This is a genomic window from Pseudonocardia sp. CA-142604 (genome assembly GCF_050948475.1).
GTDB classification, from domain to species: Bacteria; Actinomycetota; Actinomycetes; order Mycobacteriales; family Pseudonocardiaceae; genus Pseudonocardia; species Pseudonocardia alaniniphila.
The window spans coordinates 8,698,956-8,715,979 of record NZ_CP192045.1; the positions used below are offsets into that span (position 1 = coordinate 8,698,956).

The 17,024-nt window shown below is 71.5% G+C and carries 19 protein-coding genes; 9 read left to right on the forward strand and 10 right to left on the reverse strand.

From position 1 onward, the window contains the following. Window positions 1–371: 371 nt before the first annotated feature. From ACQPZQ_RS39420 to ACQPZQ_RS39445, 6 genes are read left to right on the forward strand one after another with little or no spacing between them, the layout of a single operon-like run. The gene (locus ACQPZQ_RS39420; protein WP_433289604.1) at window positions 372–752 is read left to right on the forward strand and encodes a hypothetical protein; all 381 of its coding nucleotides are present in this window, start codon (window positions 372–374) and stop codon (window positions 750–752) included. A 2-nt stretch (window positions 753–754) separates the two neighbouring features. Next, a complete protein-coding gene (locus ACQPZQ_RS39425) occupies window positions 755–1,426 on the forward strand; it encodes a class F sortase (RefSeq protein WP_433289605.1) in 672 nt (223 codons plus the stop codon). Next, window positions 1,423–1,947 carry an RNA polymerase sigma factor gene (locus ACQPZQ_RS39430; protein ID WP_433289606.1) on the forward strand — a complete coding sequence of 175 codons (525 nt, stop codon included), beginning with the start codon at window positions 1,423–1,425 and terminating at the stop codon, window positions 1,945–1,947. Before ACQPZQ_RS39425 ends, ACQPZQ_RS39430 begins: the two co-directional genes overlap by 4 nt. Continuing rightward, window positions 1,944–2,450 (forward strand): hypothetical protein, encoded by a 507-nt coding sequence (locus ACQPZQ_RS39435; RefSeq protein ID WP_433289607.1) that lies wholly within the window; start codon window positions 1,944–1,946, stop codon window positions 2,448–2,450. The genes ACQPZQ_RS39430 and ACQPZQ_RS39435 overlap by 4 nt, the downstream gene beginning before the upstream one ends. A 44-nt stretch (window positions 2,451–2,494) precedes the next feature. Next, window positions 2,495–2,818, forward strand: coding sequence for an ArsR/SmtB family transcription factor (locus ACQPZQ_RS39440; protein ID WP_344727186.1), 324 nt, complete (start codon window positions 2,495–2,497; stop codon window positions 2,816–2,818). Next, window positions 2,815–3,318: an SRPBCC domain-containing protein gene (locus ACQPZQ_RS39445; protein WP_433289608.1), complete on the forward strand. Its 504-nt coding sequence runs from the start codon at window positions 2,815–2,817 to the stop codon at window positions 3,316–3,318. Before ACQPZQ_RS39440 ends, ACQPZQ_RS39445 begins: the two co-directional genes overlap by 4 nt. A 90-nt stretch (window positions 3,319–3,408) precedes the next feature. Here the strand turns inward: ACQPZQ_RS39445 and ACQPZQ_RS39450 are convergent, their stop codons facing one another. Then, complete coding sequence (locus ACQPZQ_RS39450) at window positions 3,409–4,701, reverse strand: glutamate mutase L (RefSeq protein WP_433289609.1); 1,293 nt, start codon at window positions 4,699–4,701, stop codon at window positions 3,409–3,411. A 114-nt stretch (window positions 4,702–4,815) separates the two neighbouring features. Between ACQPZQ_RS39450 and ACQPZQ_RS39455 the strand changes: the two genes are divergently transcribed. Both ACQPZQ_RS39455 and ACQPZQ_RS39460 read left to right on the forward strand, forming a co-directional pair. Then, entirely contained in the window at window positions 4,816–6,444 is a 1,629-nt protein-coding gene (locus tag ACQPZQ_RS39455) for a long-chain fatty acid--CoA ligase (protein ID WP_433289610.1), read from the forward strand. 44 nt (window positions 6,445–6,488) lie between these two features. Next, window positions 6,489–7,046, forward strand: a complete 558-nt coding sequence (locus tag ACQPZQ_RS39460) for a uridine kinase (protein ID WP_433289611.1) — start codon at window positions 6,489–6,491, stop codon at window positions 7,044–7,046. Between the two features lie 457 nt (window positions 7,047–7,503). On the opposite strand, the gene ACQPZQ_RS39465 is transcribed toward ACQPZQ_RS39460, so the two are convergent. From ACQPZQ_RS39465 to ACQPZQ_RS39495, 7 genes are all read right to left on the reverse strand, one after another. After that, window positions 7,504–8,283, reverse strand: a complete 780-nt coding sequence (locus tag ACQPZQ_RS39465) for an SRPBCC family protein (RefSeq protein ID WP_433289612.1) — start codon at window positions 8,281–8,283, stop codon at window positions 7,504–7,506. Beyond that, window positions 8,280–8,597, reverse strand: a complete 318-nt coding sequence (locus ACQPZQ_RS39470) for an ArsR/SmtB family transcription factor (protein WP_433299595.1) — start codon at window positions 8,595–8,597, stop codon at window positions 8,280–8,282. Before ACQPZQ_RS39470 ends, ACQPZQ_RS39465 begins: the two co-directional genes overlap by 4 nt. A gap of 37 nt (window positions 8,598–8,634) precedes the next feature. After that, window positions 8,635–9,459 carry a carbon-nitrogen hydrolase family protein gene (locus ACQPZQ_RS39475; protein WP_433289613.1) on the reverse strand — a complete coding sequence of 275 codons (825 nt, stop codon included), beginning with the start codon at window positions 9,457–9,459 and terminating at the stop codon, window positions 8,635–8,637. Between the two features lie 12 nt (window positions 9,460–9,471). After that, window positions 9,472–10,323 (reverse strand): carbon-nitrogen hydrolase family protein, encoded by an 852-nt coding sequence (locus ACQPZQ_RS39480; protein WP_433289614.1) that lies wholly within the window; start codon window positions 10,321–10,323, stop codon window positions 9,472–9,474. 141 nt (window positions 10,324–10,464) lie between these two features. Beyond that, the gene (locus ACQPZQ_RS39485; protein ID WP_169399708.1) at window positions 10,465–10,977 is read right to left on the reverse strand and encodes an MSMEG_0572/Sll0783 family nitrogen starvation response protein; all 513 of its coding nucleotides are present in this window, start codon (window positions 10,975–10,977) and stop codon (window positions 10,465–10,467) included. A gap of 50 nt (window positions 10,978–11,027) precedes the next feature. Then, window positions 11,028–12,392 (reverse strand): MSMEG_0569 family flavin-dependent oxidoreductase, encoded by a 1,365-nt coding sequence (locus tag ACQPZQ_RS39490; protein ID WP_433289615.1) that lies wholly within the window; start codon window positions 12,390–12,392, stop codon window positions 11,028–11,030. 57 nt (window positions 12,393–12,449) lie between these two features. Next, on the reverse strand, window positions 12,450–13,997 hold the full coding sequence (locus ACQPZQ_RS39495; RefSeq protein ID WP_433289616.1) for an amino acid permease: 1,548 nt from the start codon (window positions 13,995–13,997) through the stop codon (window positions 12,450–12,452). A gap of 136 nt (window positions 13,998–14,133) precedes the next feature. Between ACQPZQ_RS39495 and ACQPZQ_RS39500 the strand changes: the two genes are divergently transcribed. After that, window positions 14,134–15,474 (forward strand): O-antigen ligase family protein, encoded by a 1,341-nt coding sequence (locus ACQPZQ_RS39500; RefSeq protein ID WP_433289617.1) that lies wholly within the window; start codon window positions 14,134–14,136, stop codon window positions 15,472–15,474. Here ACQPZQ_RS39500 and ACQPZQ_RS39505 read toward each other — a convergent pair. Both ACQPZQ_RS39505 and ACQPZQ_RS39510 read right to left on the reverse strand, forming a co-directional pair. After that, window positions 15,432–16,352 (reverse strand): cation diffusion facilitator family transporter, encoded by a 921-nt coding sequence (locus tag ACQPZQ_RS39505; protein WP_433289618.1) that lies wholly within the window; start codon window positions 16,350–16,352, stop codon window positions 15,432–15,434. The genes ACQPZQ_RS39500 and ACQPZQ_RS39505 overlap by 43 nt on opposite strands. Window positions 16,353–16,391: 39 nt before the next feature. Then, window positions 16,392–16,985, reverse strand: a complete 594-nt coding sequence (locus ACQPZQ_RS39510; protein ID WP_433289619.1) for a TetR/AcrR family transcriptional regulator — start codon at window positions 16,983–16,985, stop codon at window positions 16,392–16,394. Between the last annotated feature and the right edge of the window lie 39 nt (window positions 16,986–17,024).

The following is a 17,024-nucleotide window of genomic DNA, read 5'->3' on the forward strand; positions in this document are numbered from 1 at the left end:
TGCGGGTCCGGCCGGGTTCGACGTCGGAGCCGCCCGATCGGCGGCGGATGACACCTCTGGGTGGGCACCCGCTCGGGTGGGAGAGGTGGATGGTGGCGACACAGCTGCCTCCTCACATGAGATGTGGAAGGCGCCCTTTCTTTCTGCAATGGCCTGGCGGTCGAGCGTGGCGGACCGTCCGGTCCGTCGCAGCGCCTCTCGACCCCGACACACGATTGCTCCTCAAGGATCCCGAGCGAGCCTCCGGCCTGTCAACCCGGCCCGGCCGTGCGACCCACTGTGTGCCACTCGTCACAACGCTGCTCGTCCGCAACGCAGGGCGCGTGCCGCCGCGTCACAGGGGCGACATCGGCTCGACGACAGGAACAGACATGGACTTTCGCGCACGGGCAGGTCGTCTCGCGGGCGGGCTGGTGGTGGCGACCGCGCTCCTCGGTGCCCTTCCGGGCCAGGCGTTCGCAGCCCCGCCCACGCCCGCACCCGCCCCGCCGACCGCCCCCGTGACGACTGCGCCGGCCGAGTCGGCGTCGCGCCCCGGTGAGCCGCCCTTGTCGCGGCCCGCTCCGCCGACCGAGAGCCGTCGGCCCCAGGTCAGGCAGGTGCCCGCAGGGGCGCCCGAGACGGGTGGGGGCAGCGCCGCGGACGACACCGGCGTTCCGGACGGGGCGTTGCTCGCACTCGGTGCGCTCGCGGCGGCCGGGGCGGCAGGTGCGCTGGTGACCCGGCGCCGCCGGGCCGTCACGCAGGACTGAACGTGCGCGACGAACCCGCCGCTGCCGGCGGTCACCGCTCCCGGACCGGGAGGTTGCTGCTGGTACTGGCCGTGGTGCTGGCTCTCGCCGCGGCGGGTTCGCTCGCGCTCGCCATCGGTGACGGCCCGCGCACACCACACCGGGCCGTCACCGTCATCGCCCCGCCTGCCGCACCGGCCGGCGGGGTGGTACCGGATACCGCGCTCGGCCCGTCGGCGCCGGTGTCGCTGGACGTCCCGGCGATCGGGGTGCACTCGTCGCTGCTGCGGCTGGGCCTGAATCCCGACGGCACCGTCGAGGTGCCACCGCTCGACTCCCGGGAAGCGGGCTGGTACGAGAACTCCCCCACGCCGGGCGAGCAGGGGCCCGCGGTGATCCTCGGCCACGTCGACTCCGCGCGCACCGGACCTGGGGTCTTCTACGACCTGCGCACGATGCTGCCCGGCGACGGGATCACGGTGGGCCGTGCCGACGGAACCACGGTCGCCTTCCGCGTCGACCAGGTGGCGACGTACCCGAAGAACGTGTTCCCCACGGCGGCGGTGTACGGCGACATCGACCACGCGGGCCTGCGGCTGATCACCTGTGGCGGCCGGTTCGACAAGGCCGCCCGCAGCTACGAGGACAACATCGTCGTCTACGCTTCCGCGCTATCCGCTGGGCAGACCGGGTGAGCTCCGCCGAGGCGGATGCGCCGTCGTTCGAGGCGTTCGTGCTCACGCACGGCCCGGAGCTGGTGGCGTTCGCACGCCGGTTGACGCTCGATCATCATCGGGCCGAGGACATCGTCCAGGACGTTCTGGCCCGCATCGGGCTTTCCTGGTCACGGGTGTCGCGCGTCGACGACCCGCGGGCGTACGTGTTCAAGGCGGTTCTCAACGACTTCCTGTCGTGGCGGCGCAGGCTGTCCTCCTTCGAGCGCCCGACGGCTGATCTCGCTGCCGACCGGTCGACCGCGGAGCCGGGAGTGGAGGAGCTCGTCGTGCGCCGCGACGAGCTGCAGGCCGTGCTCGCGCAGCTCTCGCCCGTACAGCGGGCCGTTCTGGTGTTGCGCTACTACCACGACCAGCCCGACGCGCAGATCGCCGCGCTGCTGGGCTGCCGGGAGGGCACCGTGCGTTCGCACGCCAGGCGGGCCCTGGCAGCTCTACGCAGCTCCCCCGCCGCACGCACGAGGGAAGGGACCCGGCGATGACCGACGCGGAGGAGACACTGCGGGCCGGCCTTCGTGACCCGGCCCTCGACGAGGGCATCTCGGCCACTGCACTGCTCGCGGGGGTGCAAGCCCGCCAGCAGCGGCTGCACCGGCGCCGCCAGCACGCGAAGACGGCCATGGCGGCGTTGGCGGCCGTCCTCGTCGTCGGCGGGGCGGCGGTGGCGACCGCCCACCGACCGGTGGTGACGCCGGCGCATCAACCTCCTGCCGTGCCCGCACCGGGCCCGGTGACGGCACCGCCCACCGTGACCCCGATCCAGACTCCGTCCACCGCGCCGTCACTCCCGACGCCGCCGCTCACGTCCGCGCCCCCGGTGCCCGGCTCACCGCCCACGGGCTTGCGGAGCCGGACCGTCCAGCCCGCGCCGTCCGCCGAGCCCGGCATCAGCGACCCCACCGGCCGACCACGTCGACCACCCGCCGTTGCGACGACGAATCCGGAGCCACCGACCAGGGAGATCCCGCCGCCCCCGGTCCGCTGATCCACCGTTGACAGGCAACTAAAAGGTTGCCTATTCTGGTTCACGTGCAGGACGACGACGCCGTCTTCCACGCCCTCGCCGATGCGAGCAGGCGTGAACTGCTCGACCGGTTGTATGCCCGTGACGGCCAGACGCTGCGGGAGCTGACTGCAGGCCTCGAGATGTCGCGGCAGGCGGTCAGCAAGCACCTGGGCGTGCTCGAGGCGGCCGACCTCGTCGTCACACGCCGGTCGGGCCGGGAGAAGCTCCACTTCCTCAATCCCGTGCCGATCCGGCTGATCCACGACCGGTGGATCGACAAGTACACCGAGCACCGGGTCGCGGCGCTCGTGGACCTCAAGGCAGAGCTCGAGGAGAACCAGCGATGAGCAGCACCACCGCCCCCACCACCACCGTCCAGGTGCACCGCGTGCACATCCGGGCCACGCCTGAGGCGATCTGGGAGGCCATCACCAGCCCCGAGTGGACCAAGCGGTACGGCTACCACAGCCCCGCTGAGTACGACCTACGGCCGGGAGGGGCGTACCGGAGCCTGCCGGGCGAGGAGATGGTGGCGAACGGGATGCCGGCGGACGCCGCGGTGATCGACGGCGAGGTCCTCGAGGTCGACCCGCCGCGCCGGCTGGTGCAGACCTGGCGCATGCTCTTCACCCCCGAACTCGTGGCGGAGGGCTTCACCCGGCTCACCTACGAGATCGAGCCGGAGACGGGCGGGGTCACGATGCTGACGGTCACGCACGACGTCACGAACGCGCCGATCACCGCGGCCTCGGTCAGCGCACCGCCCTCGGACGCGGGTGGCGGCTGGAGCGTCATCCTCAGCGATCTCAAGACCCTGCTGGAGAGCGGCCAACCCCTCTACCGCTGAAAGCCGAGCAATTCACCGGAAGAGCCGGGGCGGCTCGCGGAACCCCGCGAGCCGCCCCGCCAGGTCGCACGTCTGTCCGAGCAGGCGGACTCAGCCGAGAAGGTGGTCGCGCAGCAGCGACTCGGCCGCTGTCGTGCGGCCCCGGGCGGCGAGCAGTCCGGCAGGGACGACGGCGAAGTCGGCGTCCACCACCACCGGCGCGTCACGCAATGCGGGTGCGAGGACCGGATCGGTGCGCAGCGTCGCCACCACGGCACCGAGGCCGCCCGAGCGGTCCCGCTGCCGGAAGACGCCGCCGGACAGCACCACCAGCTCCACGTCCCGTCCCGCGTCGCGGTGCACCCGCAGGTGCCTGCGCACCGCGATCACCGAGGCGAGGGCAGCGATCCTGCGGTCCTCGGCGGCACTGCCCGGATCACGCGGGACGAGGCCCACCTCGCTCGCCATGCGGGTAACCGTCGGACCGAGCAGGTCGGCCTCCACCGGGTCGACCACGCCCTCGGCCTGCCCCTCGACGAGCACCCCACCCGCGGCCGCCCGCACCCCGAGATCGCCCTCGACCGTGCGGCGGACGTCGGCCCGGCTCGCCGAGTGCACGTCCGTGGTCGCACAGCCGACGTCGACGAGGAGCACGCGGGCGTCGCAGATCCGGGCGAGCGCGGAGGCCGCGTGACCGACGGCGTCCGGCGTCGCCACACGCACGAGCCTGCGGAACCGGGGCGCGACAGCCGGGCCCCGCCCACCGAGCGCGTGCCGCTGGTACAGCACGGCCAGCGCTGCCCGCGCCGGTTCCGGGGCGAGCTCACCCCGGCGCGGTAGCACGTTGTCGCAGGGCACGACGGTGCGCCCGGTGGCCCGCAGCAGGGCCAGCGCGTCCTCCTGGGCTGCGGCGTTCCCGGCGAGCACGATCGGTGTGCGGATGCGGGCGCGCGCCAGCCGTCCCGCGTTGTGCAGCAGACCTGCCGGGTCGTCGCCGTCTGCGCCACCGAGAAGCAGCACCACTCCGGGCCGCGTGCTGCGCAGCATCCGGACGTCGGCGGGTTCGAGCGGGCCCGCGTGCACGTGCACGACGTGGGCACCGGCGGAGCAGGCCACACGATGGCCCGCCTCCGTGGTGGTCAGCCGGTCCGAACCGATGACTGCGAGCCGCAGGCCACCGCCTGCCGATGAACAGGCGAGCAATTCGGGCTCGACGCCGGTGCCGGACGGTCCCGCCGCCGACACCGCCCGAACCGCCGCATCCATGCCCGCGAGCACGTCGCCTGCCGTGGTGGGGTGCTCGGCGAATCCCGCCAGCGCCCCGTCAGAACGTACAAGTGCGGCCTTCGTCCAGGTGGAACCCACATCGAGGCAGACCGAAGGGCCCTCGTCGACGGGTGTCACGGCGAGTGAGCCTAACGCCACTGCGTCCGGATGGCGTCAGTTGGCACGATGGTCAACGACGTCGCCCGGCGGTAACTTTCCGAGATCACTGAGTACACAGGCACAGGAGCCCCCATGCTCGGACTGATGCAGCAGCGTCCCCTCGCCCTACCGCACGTCTTCCATCGCGCCGAGCAGTACTTCGGACACAAGACGCTCGTCACGGCCGAGGCTGCCGGCGAGAGCACCATGAGCATCGCCGACTGGGCGCAGCGGGTCCGGCGGCTCGCCACCGTGCTCGACACCCTCGATGTGAGCGCCGACGGCCGCGCCGGCACCTTCTGCTGGAACACGGCTCGGCACCTCGAGCTCTACATGGCGGCACCGTGCACCGGCCGCGTGCTGCACACACTCAACATCCGGCTCTTCCCCGAGCAGCTCACCTACATCGTCAACCATGCGGCGGACGAGGTCGTGTTCGTCGACCGGTCGCTCCTGCCGGTGCTCTGGCCGCTCGTCGACAAGCTCGAGACGGTGCGCCACTTCGTGGTGATCGACGACGGTGCCGACGCGGAGATTCCCGACGACCCTCGCGTCCACGACTACGAGGAGCTGCTCGCCGCGGCCACGCCGTTCGCCGGCACTTTCACGATCGAGGACGAGAACACCGCCGCCGCGATGTGCTACACGTCCGGCACCACCGGCAACCCCAAGGGCGTGGGCTACAGCCACCGGTCAGCGGTCCTGCATTCGCTGATCTCCCTGGTCGCCGACGGGATCGCGCTGTCCGAGCGTGACGTCGTGCTGCCCGTGGTCCCGATGTTCCACGCCAACGCGTGGGGGCTTCCCTACGGCTGTCTGCTCGCCGGTTCCGACATGGTGTTCCCCGGTCCCAACATGACCCCCAAGGCGATCGCGGCGTTGCTGGAGAAGTACCGGGTCACCGTCACCGGTGGCGTCCCGACCATCTGGATGGGAATGCTTCCCCTCCTGCCCGACCTCGATCTGTCGGCGCTGAGGTTGATCCTCTGCGGCGGCTCGGCGGTGCCGAAGGCGTTGTCGGAGGACTACCGCAAGGCGATCGGCGTGCCGATGCTGCACGCCTGGGGCATGACGGAGACCAGCCCGATCGCCACGATCTCCGGTCTGCGCAGCCACCACGCCGGCGCCTCGGAGGCGGACCTGGCCGACGCCCGCTCCCGGCAGGGGTACGCCACACCCCTGGTCGACCTGCGGCTCGTGGATCCCTCCACGGGCGAGGTCCAGCCGTGGGACGACGTCGCCTCCGGGGAGATCCAGGCGGCCGGACCGTGGATCGCGGCGGAGTACTTCCGCGGTGAGGGTGAGGGAGCACAGTTCACCGAGGACGGGTGGCTACGCACGGGCGACGTCGCCACGGTCGACCGCTACGGCTCCGTCCGGCTCGTCGACCGCACGAAGGACCTGATCAAGTCCGGCGGCGAGTGGATCGGCTCCGTCGAGCTGGAGAACGAGATCATGGCCCACCCCAAGGTCGCCGAGGCCGCCGTGATCGCGATCCCGCATCCGAAGTGGGTGGAGCGGCCGATGGCGTGCGTCGTCGTGAAGGCCGGTGAGACGCTCACGGCGGAGGAGGTCATCGCCCACCTGGAGCCCCGCGTGGCGAAATGGTGGCTGCCCGACGCCGTCGAGTTCATCGACGAGGTGCCCAAGACGAGCGTCGGCAAGTTCTCGAAGAAGACGCTCCGGGAGAAGTTCGGCGGCTACCAGGTGCAGAACCCCTGACCGCAGGAGCACGGATACTCCCGATCGCCGATGTCGCCGGCCGGGTGCTCGCCACACCGCCGACGTGCGGGGCGACGCGCCTGGTCTGCATCGACGGACCGTCGGGGTCGGGCAAGAGCTCGCTCGCGCGGCGGCTCGCCGGCCCGCTCGGTGACCCGCCGCTCGTGCAGATGGACGACCTCTATCCGGGGTGGGACGGCCTCGACGAGGCCGTTCCGCTGCTGCGCGACCTGATCGTCGCCCCGCTCGCGGCCGGCATGCCCGCGCGGTACCGCCGCTACGACTGGGCCGTCGGCGCCTACGCCGAGGAGCACGACCTCGGGGTGCCTCCCCTTGTGCTGGTGGAAGGCGTGGCGTCGGGGGCGCGTGCCGTCGCCTGCCACACGACGCTGCTGATCTGGGTGGAAGCGCCGCAGGAGGAGCGGTTCCGCCGCGGCATCGAGCGCGACGGCGAGAGCTACCGCCCGCACTGGGAGCGGTGGGCCCGGCAGGAGCAGGCGCACTTCGCGGCGGAGGCCACCCGGAGCCGCGCCGGCCTCCGCGTCGACGGTGCCCCCGCCGTACCGCACGACGTGGAGACAGAACTGGTTCTCCTCCCCTGACACCGGACGCGGCTGGGCACCGGCACGGCGGCCCGGCCACGTCGAGTGCTCGATGATCATCAGTTGGGGACGCACAACTGCGCCCAGCACGGTTCTCGGCACCCGTTTGATGATCAACGCCGGACTCGAGGGAGCCTGGCACGGGCAGGCTCCGTGATCATCGATTGGTGACGCACAACCGCACCGAGCGCGGGCGCCGGGCCCGAACCACGATCATGAACACCGACCCGGCGCCCCTCCCCGCGGACCGGCCGTGTGCGCCGGCCGATTCGGTGCCCATACCTGCGTCAGGCGCGGCTCCCGGGCCCAATTCGCTGATCATGACCAGCAACAGCCGCGGCCCCGACGGACCCGCGTGCGACCCGGCCTCCGGCCCGAAGATCACCAGCTCGGGACCCATGGCTGCGCCTGGCGCGGCTCCCGGGCCCGGACTGCTGATCACATCGTGACGGCGACCTCAGGATGAGGCGGGCTCCCGTGCGTCGCTCAGGTCGGCGACGAGTTGCTTCATGCGCGCATTGACGGCCGACAGCGCCGAGGCCGGCTCCCCCTCGGAGCCGGTGTGGGTGAGCACCACGCGGGCACCGTGGCCCGTGCCCTCGACCAACTCCCAGCGAAGGCGGCCGCCCGGCTCCGCATCGTGCTCCAGCACCTGGCCGTTCCGGACGGCGTCCGGCGGGGCCTGGGCCGACAGGACCGCCCACACGTCGTCGGCAGGGCGAGTGAGCTGGCGCTCGAAGCGGACCCGCCAGCCGTCGGCCGTGGTCTCGGCCGTGCCCGCGTCGAGCCCGAACTGGGCGATGAACTGCTCGTGCAGCGCCACGTGGTCGTAGCCGGGGTCGACGCCCGGGCGCCCGTCGAGGGCGAGGCCCATCGCGGCGACGCAGATGTGCCAGCCGGAGGCGAAGCTCGCGGCGCCGGCACGGTCGTCGAACGTGGCCACGAGGACGAGACGGGTGCCCTGACCGTCCGGGTGCAGCTCCCAGCGCAGGTGGTGGTCGCCCCAGGTGTAGGCGAACAGCCGCGGCGGGTCGAGGTCGGTGACCGTGCCGCTGCCCTCGGTCCCGAAGTCGACCGTCCCACCGGGACGCAGCTCGGGCGTCATCGTGGACGGGAACCAGTCGGCCAGCCGCTCGGGTTCTGTGATCGCCCGCCAGACCTTCTCCGGCGGGTGCTTCAGCCGGCGCTCCATGGTGAGCACGGAATGGCCGTCGGCGGTGTCCAAGGTCTCGGTCATCGTTCCTCCGGGCTGTCGGCGTCGAGGTGGCGTTCGAGGGCGTCGAGCCGGTCCGCCCACATCCATCGGTACGGCGCCAGCCACGCGTCCACCTCAGCGAGCGGCGCGGGATCGAGCTCGTACCAGCGCCGCTGCGCCTCGGCCCGCACCTTCACCAGGCCGGCGTCGCGCAGCACCCGCAGATGCTTCGACGTGCCGGGCTGGCTCAGGCCGAGCTCGGCAGACAGTTCCCCGACCAGCCTGGGGCGATCCCGGAGCAGGTCGAGGATGCGCCTGCGCGTCGGCTCGGCGAGCACCTCGAACGTCACGGCCAGAACATACCGAGAGAGGTATATAACTGCAAGGGCATGTTCAGAGGTAGGCGTCCGGCCGTCGCTCCCGCAGATGCACGAGGACTCTGCGGGCCGCCGCCACTGACTCCTCGACATCGACCTCGGCCACCGCGATGCCCGCCTTGGACCACGTTCGCGCCAGGATCTCCCCGTCCGGGCCGACGACCTTGGCCTGGCCCAGGAAGCGCATCCGGCCGGCCACCCCGGTCAGGTTCGACGACACGAGCACCACCTGGTTCTCCGCCGCCCGCGACCGGTCGTAGAGGTCGAAGAGCTTGGCTTGCCGGTCGTCGGCCATCCGTGGCGCCCGGTTCGTGATGCTCGTCGGCCAGGCCGAGAGGCAGGCGAGCACATGCGCCCCGTCGAGCGCGAGGCTGCGAGCGGACTCCGGGAACGTCTTGTCGTAGTCGACGAGCATGCCGATCCGCCCGACCGGTGTGTCGATCGCGCGGAACTGCGACCCCGCCGCGTAGACCCGTGACTCCCCGGGAGGCTGGTGCACCTTGCGGTGCAGGCCCAGCACGCCGTCCCCGGTGACGCACGCCGCCGTGTTGTAGCGCAGGTCGCCGTCCGCCTCGCAGAACCCGACGCACACCACCATGTCCCCGGCCTGCTCCACGACCGCCTTCACCTCGGGCCCGTCCGGGTCGAGCGCGGGCGGCAGGGCGCTCGGGTCGGGATCGGCGATGTCGTCGAGATAGCCGCCGAGTGCGGCGTCAGGCAGCACCAGCAGCCGCACACCGTCGCGGCGTGCGTGCTCCACCAACGTCGCGACGCGCGCGAGATCGAATGCCACGTCCCTGCCGAAGGATGCCGCCACGGCTCCGATGCGGATGGAACCCATTCGAAGGATTGTTCAGGCGGCCGCGGGGCTCGGGGCCGCCGCCGCGCCGTACGCCTCCGGTCGCAGGTCCCGCAGGTACCCCATCGTCCGCCGGGCCGACTCCACCGCCGCCGCGACGTCCAGCTCGGCAACCGCCGTGCCTGCGGTGACGCCCGTGGTGGCGAGCACCTCGCCCCCGGGATCGACGATCTTGGCGCCCGCCGCGAACCGCAGCGAGCCGAACGTGCCCGACTGGTTGGCAGCGAGCCAGACGATCTGGTTCTCCAGCGCTCGCGCACGGTCGAAGAGGTCGAAGCGGCGCGACCACCGGTCCTGGGCCGGATCGGGATGCGGGTTGGTGGCGCTCAGCGGCCAGGCCGAGACCGAGACGACGATCTCGGCCCCGTCGAGCGCGAGGGCGCGCGCCGCCTCGGGGAACGCCTTGTCGTAGCAGATCTGCAGGCCCAGCCGGCCGACCGGCGAGTCGAACGCGGCGAACCGGTCGCCCGCCCGGTAGCTCGCGTCCTCCCGCAGCGGCTGGTGCACCTTGCGGTAGTTCGCGAGCACGCCGTCACCCGTGACGCAGACCGCGCTGTTGTAGCGGACGCCCGAACCGTCCAGCTCGCAGTAGCCCGCCACCACCACCATCTCGCGCGCCAACGCCGCCAGCCTGCGGATCTCGGGCCCGTCGGAGCGCAGGGCGGGCGGGAGATCCTCCGGACTGTCGAGGCTCGTCAGGTAGCCGCCGAGGCAGGCTTCGGGCAATGCGAGCAGTCGGACGCCCGACGCGCGCGCCTCGGACATCACCGCGGAGATCCGCGCGAAGTCCTCCTCGAGGTCGCGACCGAAGGGGGCCGCGACAGCCGCCATGCGCAGCGTCGCCATTTCTCGTGCTCCGTCCTGTGGTGGTCGGTGGTCGCAGTGGTGGTGGCGTGGTGGGCGTCGGCATGGCGGCGAAGGGGCGGGAGTCGCGTCCCTCTGACGACTCCCGCCCCTCCCTCGCCCGTCGAGCGCGAAACCGACCGTTCAGAACATGTAGGTGGAGTTGATGATCGCTCCCTTACGGGCGTAGTGGATCAACGCGTCCTGCACGTCGAGCGGATGCGTCGGGATGACGCCCTCGATCAGGTCCTCCTCACGAGCTCCGTGCAGCGAGAGCCCGAAGCGGCAGCAGTAGACCTTGCCGCCCTCCTGGATGAACGTCCCGAGGGAGTTGTTGATGTTGTGCTCACCCGGGAAGGCAGAGTTGCCCGTGGTCGGGAAGCCGCGGGTGGCCAGGCAGTTGAGGGATCCGGGGCCGTAGAAGTAGATCGCCGACTCGAAACCCTTCCGCAGCGCCCGGGTGGCCTGCAGGATCGCCACGAAGCTCACCGACGACTCGTGCGCGATGCCGTGCACGAGGGTGAAGTAGGTCTCGCCGTTCTCGGCCTGGTAGTCGGGGAAGACCTTGGTGCCCCCGTAGATCGTCGAGCCCTCCGGCAGCGCCGGGTGCTGGATCTCCTCGAGGCTCTGCTTCTCGAGATCGGTCAGATCGGCCATCGATACTCCTTCTGGTGGGTGGTGCGGACGGGCCGGCGACGCCGACGGGTCTAGGCGACGGTGCGCGGGGCGATCCAGTCCTCGTCGTCGATCGGCGAGGTCTCGTACGGGGTTCCGGCGAGCCAGTGCAGGCCTGTGTGCACGGTGCGGTGCTGGTGGGCGACGATCTCGCGGGCCAGGTGCTCGGCGTCGGTGCCCACCCCGGCGAACCGGCCCGACCCCCAGGTGTGCAGCCACGGCAGCCCCAGGAAGTAGAGGCCGGGACAGCTCGTGACGCCGCGCTGGTGGGTGGGGTAGCCGCGGCCGTCGAAGATCGGCAGCTCGATCCATCTGTTGTCCCGGCCGAACCCGGTGCTCCACACAACGGTGGTGACGCCGGACGCGTCCAGGTCGAGCTCGGTCGGTTCGTCGGCCGGCGCCCAGACGGCGACGTAGCGCGGCTCGATCGGGGCGTCGATCCCCTGGGCGGCGATGAAGGCGTCGATCGAGTCCTTGATGCCCTCCGAGACGGCATCCGCGTCGTCGAGGTGCTTGCGCAGGTCCGGCGCGAACCGCAGAAGGCCGCCGTCGATGCCCGAGAGGCGCCCGTAGAGACGCATGCCGTCGCGCGCAAAGGCGCGCAGGTCGATGTCGCGGCCGCCGTCGCGCCCGGTGACGTAGTGGTTGACCCGGAACCGCACGGCGTCGGCGTCGTCGAAATCGGTGACGGCCTTGCTGTAGTAGCCCATGTCGGAGAGCCACGCCACGACGTCCCGGCCGCGGTAGAAGCGGGCCACGCGCGGGGCGGTGCCGGTGGCGAGGTGCACCCGGCGGCCTGCGAGGTGCAGGTCCTCGGCGATCTGGCACCCGGACTGGCCGGTGCCCACCACCAGCACATCGCCCGGCGGGAGCTGGGCGGGGTTGCGGTACTGCGAGGAGTGGATCTGGTGGACGGCGGCGGGCAGCCGCTCGGCCATCCGTGGGCGTATCGGCACCTGGTACGGACCGGACGCCACGACCACTTGGTCGGCGGTGAGCGTGCCCGCCCCGGTGGACGACTCCGTGTGGACCTCGAAGCCACCGGCCCGGCGGGCCCGTAGCCGGGTGGCCGCGGTGCCCTCGACGATCGGCGCGTCGAACGACGCCGCGTACGCCTCCAGATAGGCGACGATGTCGTCGCGGACCATGAAGCCGTGGGCGTCGAGACCCGCGTACGGGTGACCAGGAAGGTCGCACTGCCAGTTGGGGGTGACCAGGCAGAAGCTGTCCCAGCGGCGGTTTCGCCATTCACCGCCGACGCGGCCTCGTTCCAGCACGACGTGGTCGATCGAGCGGCGGGTGAGCCACCAGCTCATCGAGAGGCCGGCCTGCCCGCCGCCCACCACGACGACCGAACGGTGGGTCCCGTCGAGGTCGCTGCGCGTCTTCTCGATCACGCAGACGATTACAACGAGCATTGATCACCGGGGCGTTTCCCCCGGAACACGCCGGTGTTAGGGCGTGTTGCCGGATTCTTTCCGAACGCTCACACCCTCGGCGTCCGCTCCCCCGCGCAGCCCGAGCCGCGAGTGCGTACGCCCGTAGAACGCGTAGACGACGATGCCGATCAGCATCCAGATCACGAACCGCAGCCACGTCTCGACGGACAGATTGATCATCAGCCAGAGGCAGGCGAGCACCGAGAGCACGGGCACCAGCGGCACCAGCGGGGTGCGGAACCCGCGGGGCAGGTCCGGCCTCGTCCGGCGCAGTATCACGACACCCACCGACACCAGCACGAAGGCGAAGAGCGTGCCGATGTTGACCATTTCCTCGAGTGCCCCGATCGGGAAGAACGTGGAGCCCGCCGCCACCACGATCCCGACGAGGATCGTGGCGCGGGCGGGCGTGCCGTGCTGCCGGCTCGTGCGGGCGAGACCGCGGGGCAACAGCCCGTCGCGCGACATCGCGAACAGCACCCTGATCTGGCCGAGCATCAGCACCATGACCACGGTGGTGAGCCCGGCCAGCGCGCCGAAGGCGATGATGGTGGCTGCCCAGTTCACGCCGAGCGACTCGAACGCCGTGGCCAGGGTGGCGCGGGTGCCGTCGGGCTGCGTGCGCAGTTGCGTGTAGCTGACCATGCCGGTGAGCACGAGCGCGACGCCCACGTACAGCACGGTGACGATCGCGAGCGACCCGAAGATGCCCCGCGGCAGCGACCGCTGCGGGTTGCGCGTCTCCTCCGCCGTGGTGGCGACGACGTCGAAGCCGATGAAGGCGAAGAACACCAGGGAGGCGGCGGCGAGCAGGCCGTAGATCCCGTAGGTACTGGTGGCACTGCCACCGAAGATCGACAGCAGCGACTGCTGCAAGCCGCTGTCCGCGGCCGCCCCCTCGGCAGCCGGCGGGATGAACGGGCTGTAGTTCGCGGCGTTGATGTAGAAGAGGCCGACGAGGATCACCAGCAGCACGATCGCGACCTTGATCGTGGTGAAGACGAGGCTGACCCGGCTGGAGAGCTTGGTGCCGAGTGCGAGAAGCACTGTGAGCACGCCGATGAGGAGCAGCGCGCCCCAGTCCAGCGCGACCGGGCCGAGGTGTATCTCGGTACTGACGTCGGCCCCCAGGAGCCCCAGCACGTTCGCCAGGTACTCCGACCAGCCCTTGGCCACGACCGCGGAGCCGACTGCGAACTCGAGCACCAGGTCCCAGCCGATGATCCAGGCGATGAACTCACCGAACGTGGCGTACGAGAAGGTGTAGGCGCTGCCTGCCACCGGCACGGTGGAGGCGAACTCGGCGTAGCACAGGGCGGCGAGCCCGCAGGCGATCGCGGCGAGAACGAACGCCAGCGACACGGAGGGCCCCGCGACGTCCCCTGCGGTACTGGCGGAGAGGGTGAAGATGCCCGCCCCGACCACCACGGCCACGCCGAAGACGATCAGGTCCCAGGTGCCGAGGTCTCTTCGTAGTCGGCTGCCGGGCTCGTCAGTGTCGGCAATGGACTGTTCTACGGACTTGGTCCGCATGATCCCGCGTTGCCTGTCCCGCACGGCCATGGACGCTACGTAGCCCAGGGAGGTCGACCCGAAACACTGCAGGCAGCCACGCCCTGCCGAGGAGATCACAAGAACGACTCGTGGGCGCCACGCTGCCGCAGCGGAACCGACATCCGCATGCGGGAGAAACCGGACCGTGAGCGCACCTGTGTCGGATCCGAGCACCACCCCGCTGATGACGGTTCGCGTGGATCGTCCCGGAGAGAGGCGGGTCACAGCAGGTCGGACGGTCGCGGTGCTGTGCATGGCCGCCGTGCTGCTGGAGGCCACGGCGGACCTGCTGCCCGACGAGCCGGTGGTATGGGTACTGACTCCCGTCCGGCTGGTACTGGGCGCCGGGCTCGTCGCCGCCGCGGTCGCGGGATTGCGTCCCGGACAGTGGCGAACCCCGCTGGATCCCGCGATCGGCGCTCTTCTGCTGGCTGCTGCCCTGGGCACCGTGCTGGCCGGACAGCCGTGGGCCGCGTGGCGTGGGGTGCTCACTGCGGTGGCGGCGTACTACCTGGTGGTCGGCGTTCGCCGGTCCGTTCCCGACGCCGGCCCGGCCTTCGGCCTGCTGGCGCTCGTCGGGGTGGCCGTGGCCGGAACCGTCGCAGCCAGGCAGGCGGCCGCCGGAACCGCCACCGGGTTCTGCCGTGGCGCCATCGACGGCTCGGCCGACGTCTGTGGTCCGGACGCCGTGATCCGCGCGGTCGGCACCTTCTCCAACCCGAACCTGCTGGCGGCGTTCCTCGTGCTGCTCCTGCCCGTGGCCGCGGCGGGTGCGGCCCAGCTCGCCGACCGGACGTCCCGGCTGGTGGGTACGGCGCTCGTCGTGGTCGGATACGCGGCCGTGCTGCTGACGGCCTCCCGAGGCGGCATCGTCGCCGCGGTGGCCGGAGCCGCCGTGTTCGTCGTGCTCCGGCGCGGACACGGTCGCGCTTTCCCGATCGGCGGGAGGCTGCGGCCGGGCCGGGCGGTCGTCGTCCTCCTCGGGGTGGGCGGCGTGGTCGCGGCCGGTCTGCTCCTGCTGGCCCCCGCGCTCTCCGTCGGGGTGCGCGCCGACGTCTGGACGGCCGCGGTCGGACTGGTGGCACAGCACCCGCTGGGCGTAGGGCCGGGCCGGGCGGGAGCGCTGCTCGACGCGGCGATCGCCGGTGACGAGGCGTTCCAGCACGCCCACAACCTCTGGCTCAACTGGGCGGTCGAGGCCGGCGTACCCGGACTCGTGGCCGTGCTGGCGATCACCGTGGGCACAGCGATCGTCACCCGCCGGGCCGCCCTGGCGGGATCGGCCACGGCCGTTGCCGCCGGGGCGGGGCTGGCCGGGTTCGCGGTGATGAGCCTGGCCGACCACCCGGCGAACGCGATACGCGTGTCGATCGCCGTGTGGATCGTGCTGGCGCTCGTAGCGGCCGAATCGGCGCCGCGGACGCTCGCTCGGCGCCGATCCGGTCAGCCCGCCACAGGGGTGCGGTCGAGGTCCGGTTCGAGGTAGATGACCCGGGCCTCCGGCACCGCTTCCCGGATGCGTTGCTCGGCCCCGTCGATGCTGCGGGCGACCTGCTCGAGGGGCAGGCCCGGGGGCAGCGCGATCTTCGCGGCGACGAGCAGCTCCTCGGGCCCGAGGTACTGGGTCTTGATGTGGATGACGCGCTCGACACCACCGGCCTCGAGCGCCGAGACGATCTTCGCGAGCACCGGCGGGGTGGCGCCCTCCCCGACGAGCAGGCTCTTCATCTCGATGATCAAGATGATGGCGATGACGCCGAGCAGCACGCCGATGCAGATGGTGCCGAGCGCGTCGAACACCGAGTCGCCCGTGAGCACGGTGAGTCCGACACCGAGGAGCGCGAGCACCAGGCCGACGAGCGCGCCGAGGTCCTCGAGCAGCACGACAGGAAGCTCGGGCACCTTCGACTGACGGATGAACTGCCACCACGTACCCGAGCCCTTGAGGGGCCGGGACTCATGGATCGCGGTGCGGAACGAGAACGACTCCAGACCGATCGCGACGACCAGGATCACGACGGCGACCAGCGGCGACGTGAGCGGCTCGTGCGACTCCAGCTTGTGGATGCCCTCGTAGAGGGCGAACACCGAGCCCAGCGTGAAGAGCAGCAGCGCCACGACGAACGAGTAGAAGTACCGGTCGCGGCCGTACCCGAACGGATGCTCCGGGGTGGCCGCGCGCCGCGCGGTGCGGCCACCTAGCAGCAGCAACCCCTGGTTGGACGTGTCGGCGACCGAGTGCACAGCCTCGGCCAGCATGGAGGACGACCCTGTGACCAGGAAGCCGATGAACTTGGCGATCGCGATTCCCGCGTTGGCGAGCAGCGCCGCCACGATCGCCCGGGTTCCACCACTCGCTGCCACTGCACTCTCCTCGACCCACGGCCCGATGCGGCCCGGACCCTAGCGTCTTGTCGGGGACCCATGAACCGCGGGCAGGATCGCCTGATCGACGATTTCGGCGAGGCGCTGGGACGTCGGTTCTTCCCCGGTGTCGATCGCGTGCTTCATCACCAATGCCTCGCCGATGTCCTCCACCACGGGCGTGATCAGGCCGGGATCGAGCTGACCGACCTCGGCGTAATGATGCAGCACGGTGGCGGTGAATCGGCGACCGGCCGGTTCGAACACGCGGGAGTAGAGGGCGTCGACGAGCGCGGGATGGCGGTGGCGCTCGGCGAGGACGGCCTGCACAGCGCGCGCCGTGGGATGGCGTGACCACGCGATCATCAGCTCGAGGGCGCGGATCAGATCGCCGCGCAGATCGTCGGCCGCGGGCGAGGGCACCTCCACCGGATAGGCGGCCGCGATCGCGTCCAGCAACAGTTCCTCGGGGCTCGGCCAGCGCCGGTACAGCGAGGTCTTCGCCGTCTCGGCGCGACGGGCGATCCCCTCCATGGTCAACCGGCCGAGGCCGACCTCGTCGAGCTCGTCGAGCACGGCCTGGTGGACGACGGCGAGCAGCGCGTCCCCCCGCCTGCGCGTCCGCCCGCCCATCGTCCCCTCACGATCACCCTTGCCCAGCTACGGATCCGT